The 16,925-nt window shown below is 69.3% G+C and carries 14 protein-coding genes and 2 tRNA genes; 10 read left to right on the forward strand and 6 right to left on the reverse strand.

The features are described from left to right. Window positions 1-1,008, reverse strand: a complete 1,008-nt coding sequence (gene gap / locus ACFOD9_RS03770; RefSeq protein ID WP_379508754.1) for a type I glyceraldehyde-3-phosphate dehydrogenase — start codon at window positions 1,006-1,008, stop codon at window positions 1-3. Between the two features lie 45 nt (window positions 1,009-1,053). Further along, a complete protein-coding gene (tkt, locus tag ACFOD9_RS03775) occupies window positions 1,054-3,024 on the reverse strand; it encodes a transketolase (RefSeq protein ID WP_379508755.1) in 1,971 nt (656 codons plus the stop codon). Between the two features lie 145 nt (window positions 3,025-3,169). Between tkt and ACFOD9_RS03780 the strand changes: the two genes are divergently transcribed. From ACFOD9_RS03780 to ACFOD9_RS03795, 4 genes are all read left to right on the forward strand, one after another. Continuing rightward, the gene (locus tag ACFOD9_RS03780) at window positions 3,170-3,364 is read left to right on the forward strand and encodes a hypothetical protein (RefSeq protein WP_379508756.1); all 195 of its coding nucleotides are present in this window, start codon (window positions 3,170-3,172) and stop codon (window positions 3,362-3,364) included. After that, window positions 3,361-3,720: a cell division protein ZapA gene (locus tag ACFOD9_RS03785; protein WP_379508757.1), complete on the forward strand. Its 360-nt coding sequence runs from the start codon at window positions 3,361-3,363 to the stop codon at window positions 3,718-3,720. Before ACFOD9_RS03780 ends, ACFOD9_RS03785 begins: the two co-directional genes overlap by 4 nt. A 452-nt stretch (window positions 3,721-4,172) precedes the next feature. Beyond that, window positions 4,173-4,748: a 5-formyltetrahydrofolate cyclo-ligase gene (locus ACFOD9_RS03790; protein WP_379508758.1), complete on the forward strand. Its 576-nt coding sequence runs from the start codon at window positions 4,173-4,175 to the stop codon at window positions 4,746-4,748. Then, complete coding sequence (locus ACFOD9_RS03795; RefSeq protein WP_379508759.1) at window positions 4,748-4,963, forward strand: DUF2842 domain-containing protein; 216 nt, start codon at window positions 4,748-4,750, stop codon at window positions 4,961-4,963. Before ACFOD9_RS03790 ends, ACFOD9_RS03795 begins: the two co-directional genes overlap by 1 nt. A 123-nt stretch (window positions 4,964-5,086) precedes the next feature. Here ACFOD9_RS03795 and ACFOD9_RS03800 read toward each other — a convergent pair. Next, window positions 5,087-5,163, reverse strand: a tRNA-Asp gene (locus ACFOD9_RS03800). A gap of 235 nt (window positions 5,164-5,398) precedes the next feature. Then, the gene (gene thyA, locus ACFOD9_RS03805) at window positions 5,399-6,358 is read right to left on the reverse strand and encodes a thymidylate synthase (RefSeq protein WP_379508760.1); all 960 of its coding nucleotides are present in this window, start codon (window positions 6,356-6,358) and stop codon (window positions 5,399-5,401) included. Between the two features lie 169 nt (window positions 6,359-6,527). On the opposite strand from thyA, the gene ACFOD9_RS03810 reads away from it, so the two are divergent. Then, window positions 6,528-6,604, forward strand: a tRNA-Pro gene (locus ACFOD9_RS03810). A 101-nt stretch (window positions 6,605-6,705) separates the two neighbouring features. Here the strand turns inward: ACFOD9_RS03810 and recG are convergent. Then, the gene (gene recG, locus ACFOD9_RS03815; RefSeq protein WP_379508761.1) at window positions 6,706-8,784 is read right to left on the reverse strand and encodes an ATP-dependent DNA helicase RecG; all 2,079 of its coding nucleotides are present in this window, start codon (window positions 8,782-8,784) and stop codon (window positions 6,706-6,708) included. A 142-nt stretch (window positions 8,785-8,926) separates the two neighbouring features. On the opposite strand from recG, the gene ACFOD9_RS03820 reads away from it, so the two are divergent. Together ACFOD9_RS03820 and ACFOD9_RS03825 are read left to right on the forward strand one after the other, a co-directional pair. After that, complete coding sequence (locus ACFOD9_RS03820; RefSeq protein WP_379508762.1) at window positions 8,927-9,328, forward strand: baeRF12 domain-containing protein; 402 nt, start codon at window positions 8,927-8,929, stop codon at window positions 9,326-9,328. Between the two features lie 111 nt (window positions 9,329-9,439). After that, the gene (locus ACFOD9_RS03825; RefSeq protein WP_379508763.1) at window positions 9,440-9,715 is read left to right on the forward strand and encodes an FAD assembly factor SdhE; all 276 of its coding nucleotides are present in this window, start codon (window positions 9,440-9,442) and stop codon (window positions 9,713-9,715) included. A 20-nt stretch (window positions 9,716-9,735) separates the two neighbouring features. On the opposite strand, the gene ACFOD9_RS03830 is transcribed toward ACFOD9_RS03825, so the two are convergent. Next, complete coding sequence (locus tag ACFOD9_RS03830; protein ID WP_379508764.1) at window positions 9,736-11,058, reverse strand: alpha/beta hydrolase; 1,323 nt, start codon at window positions 11,056-11,058, stop codon at window positions 9,736-9,738. A 185-nt stretch (window positions 11,059-11,243) separates the two neighbouring features. Here ACFOD9_RS03830 and mfd point away from each other — a divergent pair, with 185 nt between their 5' ends. From mfd to ACFOD9_RS03845, 3 genes are read left to right on the forward strand one after another with little or no spacing between them, the layout of a single operon-like run. Continuing rightward, window positions 11,244-14,765 carry a transcription-repair coupling factor gene (gene mfd / locus ACFOD9_RS03835; protein WP_379508765.1) on the forward strand — a complete coding sequence of 1,174 codons (3,522 nt, stop codon included), beginning with the start codon at window positions 11,244-11,246 and terminating at the stop codon, window positions 14,763-14,765. 50 nt (window positions 14,766-14,815) lie between these two features. Further along, window positions 14,816-16,057, forward strand: a complete 1,242-nt coding sequence (locus ACFOD9_RS03840) for a GNAT family N-acetyltransferase (protein ID WP_379508766.1) — start codon at window positions 14,816-14,818, stop codon at window positions 16,055-16,057. Further along, window positions 16,054-16,893 (forward strand): transcriptional regulator, encoded by an 840-nt coding sequence (locus ACFOD9_RS03845; protein WP_379508767.1) that lies wholly within the window; start codon window positions 16,054-16,056, stop codon window positions 16,891-16,893. The genes ACFOD9_RS03840 and ACFOD9_RS03845 overlap by 4 nt, the downstream gene beginning before the upstream one ends. Window positions 16,894-16,925: the final 32 nt, after the last annotated feature.

Here is a 16,925-nt window from a genome sequence, read left to right on the forward strand (position 1 = left end):
TCAGAGGAACTTGGCCAGCGCGCCGGTCGTGTCGACCATGCGGTTGGAGAAGCCCCATTCGTTGTCGTACCAGGAGAGCACGCGCACCAGCTTGCCGTCGATCACGGCCGTTTCCAGGCTGTCGATGGTCGAGCTGTTCGGGCAGTGGTTGTAGTCGATCGAGACCAGCGGCTCGTCCGAATAGCCCAGCACGCCCTTGAGCGGGCCTTCCGCGGCCGCCTTGAGCAGCGCGTTGACTTCGTCCTTCGTGGTGTCGCGCTTGGGGGTGAAGGTGAGATCGACCACCGAGACGTTCGGGGTCGGCACGCGGATCGCCGAACCGTCGAGCTTGCCCTTCAGTTCGGGCAGGACTTCGCCCACCGCGCGGGCAGCGCCCGTGGTGGTCGGGATCATGCTCATGCCGGCGGCGCGGGCGCGGCGCGGATCCTCGTGGATCTGGTCGAGGATCTTCTGGTCGTTGGTATAGGCGTGGATCGTAGTCATCAGGCCGCGCTCGATGCCGATGGCATCGTTGAGCACCTTGGCGAACGGCGCGAGGCAGTTCGTGGTGCACGAGGCGTTGGAGATGATCGTGTCGGCGGCGGTCAGCTGGTCATGGTTGACCCCGAAGACCACGGTGCGATCGACGTTCTTGCCGGGCGCCGAGATGACGACCTTCTTCGCGCCGGCCGCGAGGTGCTTTTCGCAACTGGCGCGATCGGTGAAGAAGCCGGTGCATTCCAGCACGATATCCACGCCCTGCGCGCCGTGCGGCAGGTTGGCGGGATCGCGCTCGGCGGTCACCGCGATGCGCTTGCCGTTGATGACAAGATCGTTGCCGTCAACTTCCACGGTGCCCGAGAACGGCCCGTGGACCGAATCGCGCTGGAACAGCATGGCGTTGGCCTGGGGCGAGGCCAGGTCGTTGATCGAGACCAGTTCGAGATCGTGGTCCGTGCGTTCCAGGATGGCGCGCGCCACATTGCGCCCGATGCGCCCGAAACCGTTGATCGCCACCTTCGTCGCCATGTCTGCACTCCTGCCTGTTCGTGTTCTTGGTTGGTTGAGGACTGATCAGCCCAGCCGGGCCGTGATCCGCGGAACGATCTTCTCCACCGAGAAGCCGAAATGCTCGAACAGCACTTCCGCCGGGGCCGAGGCGCCGAAGCGGTCCAGCCCCACGGTGATGCCGTCGCCGACATACTTCTGCCAGCCGAGCGTGACGCCGGCCTCGATCGAAACCTTCAGCGTGCCGGCGGGCAGGATGTCGGCGCGATAGGCCGCGTCCTGCGCGTCGAACAGTTCCCATGACGGCATCGAGACGACATCGGCGCCGATCCCCTTGCCTTCGAGGTCCTGCGCCACCTTGAGCGCCAGTTCCACTTCCGAACCGGTGGCCAGCAGCACGACCTGGCGCGCCGCTTCCGCCGCCTTGAGGCGATAGGCGCCCCTGGCGCTCTTCATTGCGGTGTCGGCGCGCACGGCGGGCAGGTTCTGGCGGGTGAGGATCAGCGCGGAAGGCCGGTCCTTCGCCTGCAGGGCCAGTTCCCAGGCCTCGGCCGTCTCGATCGCGTCGGCCGGGCGGAACACGTTGAGGCCCGGGATCATCCTGAGGCTCATCACGTGCTCGACCGGCTGGTGGGTCGGCCCATCCTCGCCAAGGCCGATCGAATCGTGGGTCAGCACGTAGATCACCCGGGCGCGCTGGAGCGCCGACATCCGGATCGCGTTGCGGGCATAGTCGGCAAAGACCAGGAAAGTGCCGCCATAAGGGATCACGCCGCCATGCAGCGCCATGCCGTTCATCGCGGCGGCCATGCCGAATTCGCGGATGCCGTAATAGACATAGCGCCCGGCATAGTCGGCGGCGGTCAGCGGGCCGGTGGCCTTGGTCTTGGTGTTGTTCGAGCCGGTAAGGTCGGCCGAGCCGCCCACCATTTCCGGCACGCCCACGGTCAGGGCTTCCAGCGCCATCTCGCTCGACTTGCGGGTGGCGACCTTGGGCTGGCTGGCGGCGATTTCGGCGGCATAGGCGGCAAAGCCGGTATCGGCCGGCAGTTCGCCAGCCATGCGGCGGGCCAGTTCCCGGCCCTTGTCGCCGGCAGCGGCGGCGCGAGCTTCCCAGGCGGCACGCGCCTCGGCGCCCTTCGCGCCGAGCGAGCGCCAGTCAGCCAGGATGTCGGCCGGGATCTCGAACGGCGCGGCGCTCCACCCCAGGTATTCGCGGGCAGCGGCGATCTCGTCGGCGCCCAGCGGGCTGCCGTGGACATTGTGCCCGCCCTGCTTGTTGGGCGCGCCCTTGCCGATGACCGTGCGGCAGGCGACCAGCGAGGGACGCGGATCGGCGGCGGCTTCGGCCAGCGCGCGGGCCACGTCGGCAAAGTCATGGCCGTCGCACGACGTGGTGTGCCAGCCGGAGGCAGCATAGCGGCCAAGCACGTCTTCGGTGGTCGAAAGCGAGGTATCGCCGTCGATGGTGATCTTGTTGTCGTCCCACAGGACATTGAGCCGGCCCAGCTTCAGCGTGCCGGCCAGGCCCACGGCCTCGTGGTTGAGGCCTTCCATCAGGCAGCCGTCGCCCGCGACCACCCAGGTGCGGTGATCGACCAGGTCATCCCCGAAGGTCGCGTTGAGGTGCCGCTCGGCCAGCGCCATGCCCACGGCCATGGCGAACCCCTGGCCCAGCGGGCCGGTGGTGCATTCCACGCCGTCGATCAGGAAGTTTTCCGGGTGCCCGGCGCAGACCGAATCGATCTGGCGGAACTTGCGGATGTCCTCCAGCGAGGGCGAGGCATAGCCGGTCAGGTGCAGCAGCGAATAGATCAGCATCGAGCCATGGCCGGCCGAAAGCACGAAGCGATCGCGGTCGGACCACCTGGGCTGGGCCGGATCGAACTTGAGGAACTGGCTGAACAGGACGGTCGCCACGTCGGCCATGCCCATCGGCATACCGGGGTGGCCGGAATTGGCCGCCTGCACCGCATCCATCGAGAGGGCGCGGATGGCGTTGGCCATTGGCCCCAGGCGAGACGGGTCGATGCTCATGCGTTCAGGCTCCAGGGCAACCATCGGCGCGCCCCACGCGCGCGTCGATTCGGGACTGCGGCCCTTTCGCGGACGCGCTGCACCGCGTCAAGTTTACGGCCCGAGCCGCTTTGATCTCGGCGCGAATTGCGCTAGCGAAGCGCGCATGACGGGCGAACGAACCGAAACGGCGCTGGCGCGCATCGATGCCGCCCTCGCGCGCATCAACCAGGCCTCCACCCGCGTCGGCACGCGCACGGGCGATATCGCCCGCCAGCACGATCGGCTGCGTAGCGCCGTGGCGCAAACGCTCCACGATCTCGATCTTCTCATTTCCGAGCAGGAGGGGGCGGGCGCATGAGCAACGTCAACCTGCACATCGGCGGCCGCACCTTCACCGTGGCCTGCGCGCCCGGCGAGGAAGAGCATATCCTCGGCCTGGGCCGGATGGTGGATGAAAAGGTTCGCACCCTTGGCCCCGGGGCCAACCAGAACGAAACCCGGATGCTGCTGTTCGCCGCGATCGTCCTGGCCGACGAACTGCACGAATCCCGCCACGGCCCCGGCGCACCGCCGCCCCCGCCACCTCCGCCGCCGCCTCCCCCGCCCCCGCCGCCCCCGGTTGAGGACATGGCTCTGGCCGCCCGGCTCGAATCCATCGCCGAAGCGCTCGAAAAATGCGCCGCCGCCCTTGAGACTATGGCCGACGAGGCCTAAGTCATGGGCCGACGGGTACTGCCCGGTACGAGCCTTCGAACATCCCTGAGGCTATAAGCAATCCAAGGGGGCTGTCCCTGCCCGGACCCTGGTCCGGAATACACGGTCCCCACCTGACGTTGAGGCGTCAGAGGATTTCACGGCAACGGCCCATGGTGGTCCCGTCACTTTTAGGATTGGTGCGCCCCTGACATCCGTCAGGGGCTTGCGGCACCGGCCCGCTCCCCCGGCCCGACCACCCGACAGGATACACTGAACGGGTGGTCGGGCCGGGGGAGTGGGCCGATGCCGCCAGGAAAGGCCAGACGGCCATCCATGCCTGATCAAGGTGGCCACGAAGCGCCGCGCCCGATTCTCCCCCGCTGGGGGAGGTGGCAGCCCGCAGGGCTGACGGAGGGGGCAGGCCTGCGCCCCCCACTTGCCCCGCCCTCCCCGTCCCCTATGAAAGCGCCATGACCGACAAGCCCACCCTGCGCGCCCGCCTGCGGGCCGAGCGTCGTGCCCATGTCGCGGCGCTGCCGGCCAACACGCGCGCGCTGATCCTGATGCGCCCGCCGGCCCCGGTCGCCGCTCGGGTGTCCGAGGGAACGACCGTCGGGCTCTATCACGCGACGGCCAACGAGGCGCCCACCCTGGGCTATGCCCGCTGGTTCCAGGAAAACGGCCGCCAGCTTGCCCTACCCTGGTTCGAATCGCGCACCAGCCCGATGGCCTTTCGCGCCTGGACCGACCCGTTCGACCTGTCGGACCTGGAGCCCGGCCCGATGGGCCACCTCCAGCCCCGCGCCGATGCGCCCCTGGTCAGCCCGGCCACGGTCTTCGTGCCGCTGATCGGCTTCACCGCCGATCTCCACCGCCTCGGCCAGGGCGGCGGACACTATGACCGCTGGCTGGAAGCCCACCCCGAGGCGGTGCCGATCGGCCTCGCCTGGGATGTCCAGCGCGTCGATTCGCTGCCCCATGAAGCGCATGACCGCCGGCTGGCCGCCGTGGTCACGCCTACCCGCATCCATGAAGGAGAAGCCTGATGCGAACCGAACCGACCTGGCGCATCCCGGTGGGCGTGCTCGCGCTGTTCGCCGCGCTGATGGCCTATGGCGTGGTCATCGCGCGCTACGTGCCCTCGCTGATCGGCACCTGGCCCGCGCTGGCGCAGACGCCTGTCTACATTGTCCTGGGGCTGCTCTGGCTCCTGCCGATGCGCCGCTTCCTGATCTGGATGGAAACCGGCCGCTGGGGCTGAACGCAGCGCCCGCGCGCCCTCCCACGGCCTGACCCGGGATTGCCGGGCGCCCGGCCCCAAACGAAAAAAGGCGCCGAAATCGGCGCCTTCCTCATTTCCGCTTTGGCAGAAAACTGCCCCAAGTGGCGCGAGTGACGGGGCTCGAACCCGCGACCTCCGGCGTGACAGGCCGGCACTCTAACCAACTGAGCTACACCCGCTCGCCCCTTGGGGAGCGCCGCCACTAGGCCAGCGAAACGGGGCTGTCAACAGCCCATCGCCACCTTGCGGAAGCCCGGTGAAATTCCTTGGCTCCGCCCCTGCCCCGAACCGGTCCAAAGGCGCGAAAATCCGCCATTCAGAGCAAAATTCGTTGCCCCCGAAACCACCCTGCATGACGCCGGACAGGCGTGCGAATCGCCCGGCCGAGCCGGCGGTTTGCGCGTGGCTGCGCCCCTAGACCGCGACCGGCGCCGCGATCGCCGCCTGGGGGGCATAGCCGGTCACCACGAAATCCTCGATTCCATAGGCGAAGATCGAATCCGGCCGCCGGGCCAGTTCCAGCCGCGGACTGCCCGCGGGCAGGCGGTTCAGCTGTTCGTGCACCAGGGCGGCATGGTTGCGATAGAGGTGCACGTCGCCGCCCATCCACACCAGTTCGCCCGGCTCCAGATCGCATTGCTGGGCCAGCATCCGGGTGAACAGCGCCGCGCCGAACAGGTTGAACGGCAGGCCCAGCGCCACGTCGCAGCTGCGCTGGTAGAGCAGGCAGGACAGGCGCCGCCCGTCCACGTGGAACTGGTAGGACTTGTGGCAGGGCGGCAGGGCCATGCGGTCCAGCTCGGCCACGTTCCACCCTTCCACGATGTGCCGCCGGCTCCCCGGGTTCTCGCGCAGGGAGCGCACCAGGTCGGCCACCTGGTTCACCCCTTGCGGGCGCTGGCGGAACAGGCCGTCGCCAGCCGGTTCGTAAATCGGCCAGTTGACCCATTGCTTGCCGTAGACCGGGCCGAGATCGCCCCAGCGCGCGGCGAATTCGGCATCGGCGACGATCCGCGCCGAGAAATCCTTACGCGAAATGTCCTCGCCGGTCTCGCGGCGATAGTGGGCCAGCGGCCAGTCGGTCCAGATTTCCACGCCCTGCGCGCACAGGGCGCGGATGTTGGTATCGCCGGTCAGGAACCACAGGAATTCGCGCGCCGCGGTCTTCCAGTAGACCCGCTTGGTGGTCAGCAGGGGAATGCGCCCCTCGGCCAGGTCGAAGCGCAGCTCGGCCCCGAACAGCGAGCGCGTGCCCACGCCCGTGCGGTCGACCCGCTCGCTGCCCTCGTCCCAGACGCGCCGCATCAGGGCGAGGTACTGCCACTCGAAGTGCGAGGGATCGGCGGAATCGGGAAAGGTGGGGTGCGCGGCCATGCGCCCCTGAATAGCCCGGTGCGGGCAATTGCCAAGGCCGGCGATTTTCCACAGGCCGGCCTGCGCGGGGCGGTGCCGCGAGATAATTGCAACTCGCACTTGGCAACCGGGAAATCGCCCCTTATAGGCGCGCTCCTGCCCTGCCCCGGCGCAAGCGGGGGCATCCGGTCGGGGAGTAGCTCAGCCTGGTAGAGCACTGTCTTCGGGAGGCAGGGGCCGGAGGTTCGAATCCTCTCTCCCCGACCACATTTTCCAAGTACCAAGAAGCCGCAGGGGCGTCCGCAAGGGCGCCCTTTCGCGTTTTTCGGGCTTGCGCGGATCGCAGGGTTTCCCGCGCCGCCGCCGGCTCACCCACCCCGCAGCAGTTGCACCCCGTAGTCCCGCTCGAACAGGTAGAGCAACTGGCGCGCCGCCTCGCCGCGTTCACCGGTGAGGCCGCCATCGCGTTCGACCAGCAGGCGCGCGTCATCGTGGGCGAGCGGCAGCAGTTCGGCGATCTGTTCGAGGCTCGCCACGCGAAACGGCGTGTCGCCCGACTGGCGGGTGCCCAGCAGTTCGCCCCCACCGCGCAGGCGCAGGTCTTCCTCGGCAAGGCGGAACCCGTCCTGGGTCTCGCGCATCAGGGCCAGCCGCTCGCGCGCCACTTCGGACAGCGCCTCGCCGCGCAGGAGCAGGCAGGTCGATTTCTCCGCCCCCCGGCCCACCCGGCCGCGCAGCTGGTGAAGCTGGGCAAGGCCGAAGCGCTCGGCCTGCTCGATCACCATCAGCGTGGCATTGGGCACGTCGACCCCCACCTCGATCACCGTGGTCGCCACCAGCAGCCGGGCCTGCCCGGCCGCGAACCGCTCCATCGCGGCGTCCTTGACCTCGGGCCGCAATTGCCCGTGCACCAGCACCGCATCGCCCCCGAACCGGACCTGCAACTGGGCGAAACGGGCCTCGGCGGCGGCGAGGTCGACGGTCTCGTTCTCGCGCACCATCGGGCAGACCCAATAGGCCTGCTGCCCGGTGGCCAGGTGCCGCTCCAGCGCGCCGACCACATCGTCCATCCGTTCGACCGCGACCACCCGGGTATCGATCGGCTGGCGCCCGGGCGGCATCTCGTCGAGCCGGCTCACGTCCATCTCGCCATATTGGGCGAGGGTCAGGGTGCGCGGGATCGGGGTGGCGGTCATCGCCAAGCAGTGCGGGGTGCGCCGCCCTTGCGGGGAATTCTGGCCCTTCTGGGTCAGCATCAGCCGCTGGCCGACCCCGAAGCGGTGCTGCTCGTCGATTACCACAAGAGCGAGATCGCGGTAGGCCACGGCGTCCTGGAAGATCGCGTGGGTGCCCACGCAGATCTGGATCGAGCCATCAAGCAGCCCCATCAGGATCGATTCGCGCTGCCGGCCCTTGTCGCGCCCGGTGAGGAGGGCGATGGTCACCCCGGTGCCCGCGGCCATGCGCGTCAGGGTGGCGTGGTGCTGGCGGGCGAGGATTTCCGTTGGGGCCAGCAATGCCGCCTGGGCGCCCGCTTCCACCGCGATCAGCATGGCCTCCAGCGCCACCACGGTCTTGCCCGCGCCGACATCGCCCTGGAGCAGGCGCAGCATGGGCGAGCCTTGCGCCATGTCGCCCTCGATCTCGGCGATCGCGCGCCGCTGCGCGCCGGTCAGCGCGAAGGGGAGCGAGAGCCTGGCCCGCAGGTGCCCATCGCCGCGCAAGGGCTGGCCAGCCCGCGCCCGGTTGGCATCGCGGACCAGCATCAGGGCGAGGCTGTTGGCCAGCAATTCATCATAGGCGAGGCGATCGCGCGCCAGCTTGTGTTCGCCCCGGTGGGCTTCGAGCAGGGCCGGCTTCCAGTCGGGCCAGCCGGTCCGCGCCTTGAGGCCCGGCTCGATCCACTCGGCAAGGTCGGGCACCTGGGCCAGCGCCTGGCCGACCAGCGCCGCGATCCGTCCCTGGGTCAGCCCTTCCGAGAGGGGGTAGACCGGCTCGCACAGGGTGCCCAGCGCCACGGCGCCATCATCGGCGACGTGTTCGGGGTGGACGATCTGCAAGGTCTGGCCGAACTGGTCGAGCCGCCCGGCGATCCACCGGCTTTCGCCCAGCGGCAACTGCTTGCGCGCCCAGCCGGCATTGCGCCCGAAATAGGTGAGCGCGCAGACATTGCCCGCCGCATCCTCGGCATGGACCCGGAAGGGCGCCCGCGCCGATCCGCCCGCGCGGTATTCGCGCATGGTCAGGCGCACCACGATCTGTTCGCCCACGCTGGCCTCGTCGAGATCGGCGACGGCGCGGCGCTGCACGAAGCGGTCGGGCAGGTGATAGACCAGGTCGCGCACCCGGGTGAGGCCCAGCTTCTCCAGCGGGCGCATGATCCCGGCGCCCACGCCCTTCAGGCCGGCGCTGGTCGCAAACAGGGGATTGAGCCGCTCGGGACGCATCGCGCCGGTTCATAGCCACCCACGCGCGTTTCGCCACCTTTTCGCCGCCGATGCCCCCGTTTTGCCCCCCATTTTGACTCAGCGCATGGAACGCAAGCGCAAAGGGTGGTGCACCTGATCCGCAAGAAACAGGGAGCACCCCATGCTACTTCCCCACGGCACCGTCATCGCTCTGGTCGACGGGAACAATTTCCAGCTTTTCCGCAATGCCGGCAATGAAGCCACGCCCGAGCTCGATCCCCTGCCCAGCCCCAAGCTCGATGCCCACAACCATTCGGGCACCGGCCATCATTCCAGCGCGGGCAACCATGCCGGCACCCTGGTTTCGGAAGATGCCCATGCCATCGCCGCGGTGAACTGGCTCAACGCGCAGGTGCTGGGCCACAAGATCGACAACCTGGTCCTGATCGCCGCCCCGCGCACCCTGGGCGAGATGCGCCGCCACTATCACAAGCAGCTCGAACAGGTGCTGATGGGCGAACTGGCCAAGGACCTGGCCGGCCGCAAGGGTCCGGAAATCCTCGCCGCGCTCAAGGGCAGGTAAGCGGGGAGCCATGCCGGAGCCGGGCGGAGCGGTCGCAGACTGCCCGGCTTCCGGCGTGTTCCCGCGCGCCCGGCTTGCTCCGGCCGCGCCGATGGCCTAGCGCGCGCAGCCATGGACGACGCCAAGCATCTTGATCGCCTCAAACGCCTCCAGTTCCGCGCCTGGCACCGCGGCACCCGCGAGGCCGACTACATGATCGGCTGCTACTTCGACCGTTTCCACAAGGAATGGGGCGAGTCCGAACTCGCCTGGTTCGAAGCCCTGATCGACGAGGAAGACGTCGACATCCTGGGCTGGGCGCTGGGCACCCTGTCGGTGCCCGACGAATATGCCGGTCCGCTGATGGACCGGATGAAGCTGCTGGACTACGTCGAAATCCCGCGCTGAGCGGTTCGACTCCGGCAGGCTCAGGGCACCCGCTGGCCCGCCCACACCCATTCGAGCGCCGCCGGCAGGGTCTGCGCGATCAGGTCCTGGTCGGCGTGGCGCGCCTTGCGGGCGAACAGGAACTGGTAGGCATAGCCCTTGGCGGCCAGCGCCGCGGCCACCCGTTCATTGGCCAGCACCCAGTCGTGCATCCCGTCGGCCATCTGGCCCACCGGGTAGAACAGGTCGCGGTCGCCCACGCTGAACCAGAAGCGGATCGGCTTGCGCGGGGATGCGGGGATCAGCGGCGTGCCGAGCGGCCCCCTGGCCGGCCCGGTGTGCAGGAACCCGCCGCTATCGAGCGGGGCGGGCGCCACCCCGGCCCAGGGCGAATGGTATTGCCAGGCCCCGCCCGGCAGCGCCGGATCGCGCGGCCACTGCTGGTTCACGAAGGTCGGCGACCAGGCGATGACCCGGTGGTAGAGGTCGGGCCGGAACCAGGCCATGGTGAAGGCAGCCACCCCGCTCGAACTGATCCCCATGGCCGCGCGCTGATCGGGATCGCGGCTCAGCGCCACGCCGGCCTCGCGCTCCACCCGGGGCAGGACCTCGCTTTCCACCCACTGGGCATAAGTGCCCGAAACCGTATCGTATTCGCGGCCGCGTTCGCTGCCCTGGGCATCCTGCCCGCCCGAACCGATCATCACCGCCACCATCGGGGCAATGCGCCGGGCGGCGATCAGGTTGTCCAGCACGGTCGCGTAGAACTGCCCCCCATCGCGCGCGACATCGCCATCGCCGATCACCAGCAAGGGGGCCGGCTTGCCCCGCCGGACCTGCGCCGGGACATAGACCCGCACGATCCGCGTCCAGGTTCCGGCCCGGCTGGTGGTGACCAGGAGCTGCGACGGATCGCCGGGCGCGGTGGCAGCGGCGAACACGCTCTGGTTGAACCCGCGCTCCTCGCGCGCGATGCCGGGGCGGTAGATCGTGCTCTCGGCCGAATGCATGGTGAAGGTTAGCAGCCGGCCCCGGGGCACCCCGGCGCGCGCCACGGTTTCGGGCGCGGGGGCATGGGACGGGCCGATGATGAAATTGCCGGTCGCGCCCGCCGGCGGCAGGGTGCCGTCGGGCAGGTCCACCGCTGCCGGAAAGCCCGGCGTGCGCGGATCGTGGACCGGCGGCCACGAGGCCATGTCCACCCCGGCGAGATCGATATGGAACGGCGCGGCCGGATCCTGCGTGTTGGCCGAGGGCGCCAGCCCCTTGCCCTCCCACTGCGCCACGGCGGCAGAAGACAGCGAAGCCAGCGCAATGGCTGCGATCCCGGCCAGTGCCGCCTTGCAATACCGCCGATGATCCATGCGCGCTCTCCCTGCTGCCTCCCCCGGTTGCTGCCCTGTCCTTTCGGGCAATGTCCAGCACAATCCCCCCGTTGCCCACCGGACTCCCGCCAGGCCGGCGCCTCTCTCCCGCCGACCTGCCGCCATCCGCCAGCCTTTTCGCTTCATTTCCGCGGGGCGAACGGCTACCCGCCCGCTCTCCTGCCATGCCTGATATCGCCCGCATCCTTGCCGCCACGGCCCCGCTGACGCTCGCTTCGCTGGCCCGCGGCGCGCAGCCGCTGGTCATGGCCGACCTTGCGCGCGCCGCAAAAGGCCGCGCCGTGTTCATCGCCCCCGATGAAGCCGCCATGCGTTCGGTGGGCGAGGCGGCGAAGTTCTTCGCGCCTGAGCTGGAGGTGATCGAGTTCCCGGCCTGGGACTGCCTGCCCTATGACCGCGCCAGCCCCGCGCTGGCGATCGGCGCCCGCCGCCTTGCGGCACTGCACCGCCTGCAACAGAAGGCTGCCAATGGGGAAAGGGGCGGCCCGCAACTGCTGGTCACCACGATCAACGCCGTGCTCCAGCGCGTGCTCACCCCGTTCCGCATCCGCGAATCGGTGCGCCTGCTCAAGCCCGGGATGGAGATCGGCCGGGAGAGCCTGATCGCCCTGCTCCAGCGCCAAGGCTACACCCGCACCGACACCGTGGTCGATGCCGGCGAATATGCGGTGCGCGGCTCGCTGTTCGATATCTATCCCTCCGGCCTAGATGGCGGCCTCAGGCTCGATTTCTTCGGCGACGAGCTGGAAACGCTGCGCCTGTTCGATCCCAATACCCAGCGTTCCGTGGGCGAGGTGCCCGAGCACCTGCTGCTCCCCGCCAGCGAGGCGCTGCTGGACGACGATACGGTCAAGCGCTTCCGCACCCGCTACCGCGAGAAGTTCGGCGCCCATTCCACCACCGATCCGCTCTACCAGGCGGTGAGCGACGGGCGGCGGCTGGCCGGCATGGAGCACTGGCTCCCGCTGTTCGAGGAGCGCCTCGAAACCCTGTTCGACCATCTGGGCAAGGGTGATCTGGTGGTGGTCGACAGCGCCTCGCTCGGCTCGGCCGACGAACGGCTGACCGATATCGCCGACTATTTCGCCAGCCGCGCCGACAGCGCGGCCAAGGCGCCGGGCGCCTACCGCCCGCTGCCGCCCGAGACGCTCTACCTTGGCCGGGACGAACTGGACCGCAAGCTGGCCGACTGGCCGGTGCACAAGGCCGATATCTTCGCCCAGCCCGAAGGCCCGGGCATCGTCGATTTCGGTTTCTCCTCGGGCCGCGATTTCGCCCCCGAACGCGCCCGGATCACCAGCGGCTCGGGCGACAACATCTACGAGGCCGCCGCCACCTACCTGACCGGGCAGGCGCGCAAGGGCCGCAAGGCGCTGATCGCGGCCTATTCGGTGGGCAGCCGCGCCCGGCTGGCCGCGATCCTGGGCGAGGCGGCCGAATCCAAGCTCGGGGGGCCGGCGCCGGTCCTGGCCGATTCGTGGCAGGAAGCCCTGGGGCTGGCCGCGCAAGGGGCGCCGGTCGCCCTCGTCCTCCCGCTGGAAACCGGCTTTGCCAACGACAGCCTCGAAGTCGTCACCGAGCAGGACATCCTGGGCGACCGGCTGGTGCGCCGCAAGCGCCGCAAGAAAAGCGCCGACGCCTTCCTCGCCGAGCTGTCGGCCCTCAGCCCGGGCGACCTGGTGGTTCACATGGACCACGGCATCGGCCGCTACGAAGGGCTGCAATCGGTCCCCGTGGGCAAGAGCCCGCACGATTGCGTGATGCTGGTCTATGCCGGGGGCGACAAGCTCTACATCCCGGTGGAGAACCTCGAAGTCCTCTCGCGCTACGGCAGCGAGAGCGAGGCGGTGACGCTGGACCGGCTGGGCGGCGAGGCCTGGCAGAAGCGTCGCGCCCGCCTGAAGGAGCGCATCCAGGAGATCGCGCACGAATTGCTCAAGGTCGCCGCCGCCCGCGCGCTCAAGCACGCGCCGGCGCTGGTGCCCGACGAGCATTCCTACGGCCCCTTCGTCGATCGCTTCCCCTGGGACGAGACCGAGGACCAGGACCGCGCGATCGAGGACGTGCTGGAGGATCTCGGCTCGGGCAAGCCGATGGATCGCCTCGTCTGCGGCGATGTCGGCTTCGGCAAGACCGAGGTGGCCCTGCGCGCCGCCTTCGTCGCGGCCATGGCCGGCCAGCAGGTCGCGGTGGTCGCCCCCACCACGCTGCTGGCCCGCCAGCACTTCACCAATTTCCAGGAGCGCTTCGCCGGTTTCCCGCTGGAAGTGGGGCGCCTCTCCCGGCTGGTTACCGCCAAGGAGGCCAATGCCACGCGCGACGGGCTGGCGGCGGGCACCACCGATGTGGTGGTGGGCACCCATGCGATCCTGTCGAAAACGGTGAAGTTCAAGCGGCTGGGGCTGGTCATCGTCGACGAGGAGCAGCGCTTTGGCGTGACCCACAAGGAAAAGCTCAAGCAGTTGCGGGCCGATGTCCACGTGCTGACGCTGACCGCCACCCCGATCCCGCGCACGCTCCAGATGGCCATGAGCGGCCTGCGCGAGCTGTCCACCATCCAGACCCCGCCGGTCGACCGGCTCGCCGTTCGCACCTACGTGATGGAATGGGACGACATGGTGATGCGCGAGGCCTTGCTGCGCGAACACCATCGCGGCGGGCAGAGCTTCATCGTCGTGCCGCGCATCGCCGATATGCCGGAAGTGGAGGACTGGCTGAGGAAGACCGTCCCCGAAGTGCGCTTCGTCACCGCCCACGGCCAGATGAGCCCGACGGAAGTGGAAGAGCGGATGAGCGCCTTCTACGAAAAGCAGTACGAGGTGCTGCTCTCCACCACGATCGTGGAAAGCGGGCTGGATATCCCCAGCGCCAACACGATCATCATCCACCGCGCCGATCGCTTCGGTCTCGCCCAGCTGTATCAGCTGCGCGGGCGCGTGGGCCGGGCCAAGCTGCGCGCCTATGCCTATCTGACCACGCCCGCTGACCAGCAGCTTTCCGAAGTGGCCGAAAAGCGCCTCAAGGTGCTGGGCGATCTCGACAGCCTGGGCGCGGGCTTCCAGCTTGCCAGCCACGATCTCGACATTCGCGGCGCCGGCAACCTGCTGGGCGACGAGCAATCGGGCCATATCCGCGAGGTGGGTTTCGAACTTTACCAGGCCATGCTGGAAGACGCGATCCTGGCGGCCAAGGCCGGCGAGATCGGCCTGGCGCGCGAGCGCAATGCGCTTTCGCCGCAGATCACGGTCGACGCGCCGATCATGATCCCGGACGACTATGTGCCCGATCTCGCGGTCCGCATGGCGCTTTACCGCCGCCTCAACGATGCCGAGGACCAGGGCGAGATCGAAAGCCTCTCGGCCGAAATGATCGACCGCTTCGGCCCGCTGCCGCCGCCCACGGCCAACCTGGTCAAGCTCATCCAGATCAAGCGCCAGGCGATCGCGGCCAACATCGCCAAGATAGACGTGGGCGCCAAGGGCACCCTTGTCACCTTCCACGAGGACAGCTTCCCCGATCCGATGGGCCTCATAGCCTATGCCCAGCGGCTGGAGGGCACGATCAAGCTGCGTCCCGACAACAAGCTGGTGGTCAACCGCGCCTGGGGCGATCCCAAGGCCCGCCTCAACGGCCTGCTGCAACTGACCAAGGGGCTTTCGGCCATCGCGCGCAAGGCGGCGGCCTGATCTGGCGCGCCGTTAGGAAATCCTTTGCGCCCCTTTGCTAGGGCGCTGGCATGGCATGGCTGGCCGATCTCGCGCCGCAAGGCACCGGCAGCGCGCCGCCCGCGACCACGGGCGCGCCCGCGCGGCTGCGCCGCATTGCCATGGCCGAACTGACCGCGCCCGAAGCCCGCGCGCGCTGGGATTCGCTTGCCGGCCGGGCCGCCGAGCCGAACCCGTTCCACGAAAGCTGGTATCTTGCCCCCGCCCTTGCCGCGCTGGATCAGGCGGGCGAGGCCGAGGTCATGGTGCTGGAGGCGGGCGGGGAATGGCTCGGCCTGCTCCCGCTGGCACGTTCGCCACGCTACTATGGCCGGCCGGTGCCGCATCTGGGCAACTGGCTCCACGGCAATGCCTTTCTGGGCGTGCCGCTGGTGGCGCAAGGCCACGAGGCGCCGTTCTGGCGCGCGCTGCTTGCCCATGTCGACGGCGCGGCGGGCGCGGCGCTGTTCCTGCATCTGGCCGAGATCCCGCTCGATGGCCCGCTTGCAACGGCCCTGCAACGGGTCTGCACCGAACAACAACGCCCCTGCGGCCTCGTCCACCGCGAGGAACGCGCCCTGCTCGCCTCATCGCTGGCGCCCGAGGCCTATCTTGAGGCGGCGCTCTCGGGAAAGAAGCGCAAGGAGCTGCGCCGCCAATATGCCCGCCTGTCCGAACAGGGCGCGCTGGCCGTCACGCGCCGCCGCGACGGCACCGGCCTTTCGCAATGGACCGCCGATTTCCTCGCGCTGGAAGCGGCCGGGTGGAAGGGCGGCGCCGGGTCCGCGCTGGCCGCCAGCCCGGCCACCGCGCGCCTGTTCGCCGAGGCGCTGGACGGGGCCGCGACGCGCGGCCGGCTGGAGCGGCTGACCCTTTCGCTCGATGGCGCGCCGCTGGCCATGCTAGCCACCTTTCTCGCCCCGCCCGGCGCCTTTTCCTACAAGACCGCCTTCGACGAGCGCTTCGCCCGGTTTTCGCCCGGCGTCCTGCTCCAGCGCGAGAACCTGGCGCTGCTGGCCGATCCGGCGCTCGACTGGTGCGATTCGTGCGCCGCCGCCGATCACCCGATGATCGACCATGTGTGGCGCGAGCGCCGCGCCATCGGCCGCTTTTCGGTTGGCATCGGGGGAAGGCTGCGCCGCGCCCTGTTCAGCCCGCTGCTGAAAGCCGAACGCGCCCGCGCCGATCGCCGCGCCAGCCCGGCACCGGTCCCGGATCAAGTCCGGGACGACGCCTTCCCAACGGGTCGCCGCCCGTCCGGAGACCAACCATGACCGTGTTCCCGCAAGAATCGCTCCACACCTTTGCCCGGAACTATCCCGAGGTTCCGCACAGGTTTGTCCACAACCTCGGCACCCACCCGCTGCTTGAGCTGGATGCCCTTGCCGCGCTGGCCGAGGCGCTCCCGCCCGGCTCGATCGAATACAACTTCGCCGACCTGCCGCTGGGCATCGACGGCAAGCCCGCGCCCACCGGCATTCCGATTGGCGAGACCATCCGCCGGATCGGCGAGACCGGTTCCTGGGCGGCGCTCAAGAACATCGAACAGGTTCCCGCCTATGCCGACCTACTCCATGGCCTGCTGGCCGAACTGCGCGAGGCGATCGAGCCGCGCACCGGGGCCATGCTCAAGTTGCAGGGCTTCGTGTTCATCACCTCGCCGGGCGGGGTGACGCCTTACCATTTCGACCCGGAGCACAACATCCTGCTCCAGGTGCGCGGCGCGAAGGTGATGACCCAGTTTCCCGCCGGGGACGCGCGCTACGCGCCCGACGAGACTCACGAATCCTACCACACCGGTGGCGGGCGCGAATTGCACTGGGACGATGGCCTGCTGGCCGGCGGCACCGAATTCGCCCTGGCGGCGGGCGAGGCGCTGTTCGTGCCGGTCATGGCCCCGCATTTCGTCCGCAATGGCCCGCAGCCTTCGGTTTCGCTGTCGATCACCTGGCGCTCGGAATGGTCGTTTGCCGAGGCCGATGCCCGCGCCTTCAACAAGGTGCTGCGCCGGATCGGGTTCAAGCCCCGCGCGCCCGGCCGCTGGCCGGCGCGCAACGGCGCCAAGGCGCTGGGCTGGCGCCTGCTGGCGCGGATCGCCGGCAAGCGCTGACCGCCCCCGCCGGCACGGGGCCGCGTTGACCG

The sequence above is a fragment of the Novosphingobium bradum genome (assembly GCF_042646485.1).
GTDB lineage: Bacteria > Pseudomonadota > Alphaproteobacteria > Sphingomonadales > Sphingomonadaceae > Novosphingobium > Novosphingobium bradum.

What these genes read in the sequence shown, in the direction of transcription:
- gap (WP_379508754.1), bottom strand. Translation starts at nt 1,008, where the DNA reads ATGGCGACGAAGGTGGCGATCAACGGTTTCGGGCGCATCGGGCGCAAT.
- tkt (WP_379508755.1), bottom strand. Translation starts at nt 3,024, where the DNA reads ATGAGCATCGACCCGTCTCGCCTGGGGCCAATGGCCAACGCCATCCGC.
- ACFOD9_RS03780 (WP_379508756.1), top strand. Translation starts at nt 3,170, where the DNA reads ATGACGGGCGAACGAACCGAAACGGCGCTGGCGCGCATCGATGCCGCC.
- ACFOD9_RS03785 (WP_379508757.1), top strand. Translation starts at nt 3,361, where the DNA reads ATGAGCAACGTCAACCTGCACATCGGCGGCCGCACCTTCACCGTGGCC.
- ACFOD9_RS03790 (WP_379508758.1), top strand. Translation starts at nt 4,173, where the DNA reads ATGACCGACAAGCCCACCCTGCGCGCCCGCCTGCGGGCCGAGCGTCGT.
- ACFOD9_RS03795 (WP_379508759.1), top strand. Translation starts at nt 4,748, where the DNA reads ATGCGAACCGAACCGACCTGGCGCATCCCGGTGGGCGTGCTCGCGCTG.
- thyA (WP_379508760.1), bottom strand. Translation starts at nt 6,358, where the DNA reads ATGGCCGCGCACCCCACCTTTCCCGATTCCGCCGATCCCTCGCACTTC.
- recG (WP_379508761.1), bottom strand. Translation starts at nt 8,784, where the DNA reads ATGCGTCCCGAGCGGCTCAATCCCCTGTTTGCGACCAGCGCCGGCCTG.
- ACFOD9_RS03820 (WP_379508762.1), top strand. Translation starts at nt 8,927, where the DNA reads ATGCTACTTCCCCACGGCACCGTCATCGCTCTGGTCGACGGGAACAAT.
- ACFOD9_RS03825 (WP_379508763.1), top strand. Translation starts at nt 9,440, where the DNA reads ATGGACGACGCCAAGCATCTTGATCGCCTCAAACGCCTCCAGTTCCGC.
- ACFOD9_RS03830 (WP_379508764.1), bottom strand. Translation starts at nt 11,058, where the DNA reads ATGGATCATCGGCGGTATTGCAAGGCGGCACTGGCCGGGATCGCAGCC.
- mfd (WP_379508765.1), top strand. Translation starts at nt 11,244, where the DNA reads ATGCCTGATATCGCCCGCATCCTTGCCGCCACGGCCCCGCTGACGCTC.
- ACFOD9_RS03840 (WP_379508766.1), top strand. Translation starts at nt 14,816, where the DNA reads ATGGCATGGCTGGCCGATCTCGCGCCGCAAGGCACCGGCAGCGCGCCG.
- ACFOD9_RS03845 (WP_379508767.1), top strand. Translation starts at nt 16,054, where the DNA reads ATGACCGTGTTCCCGCAAGAATCGCTCCACACCTTTGCCCGGAACTAT.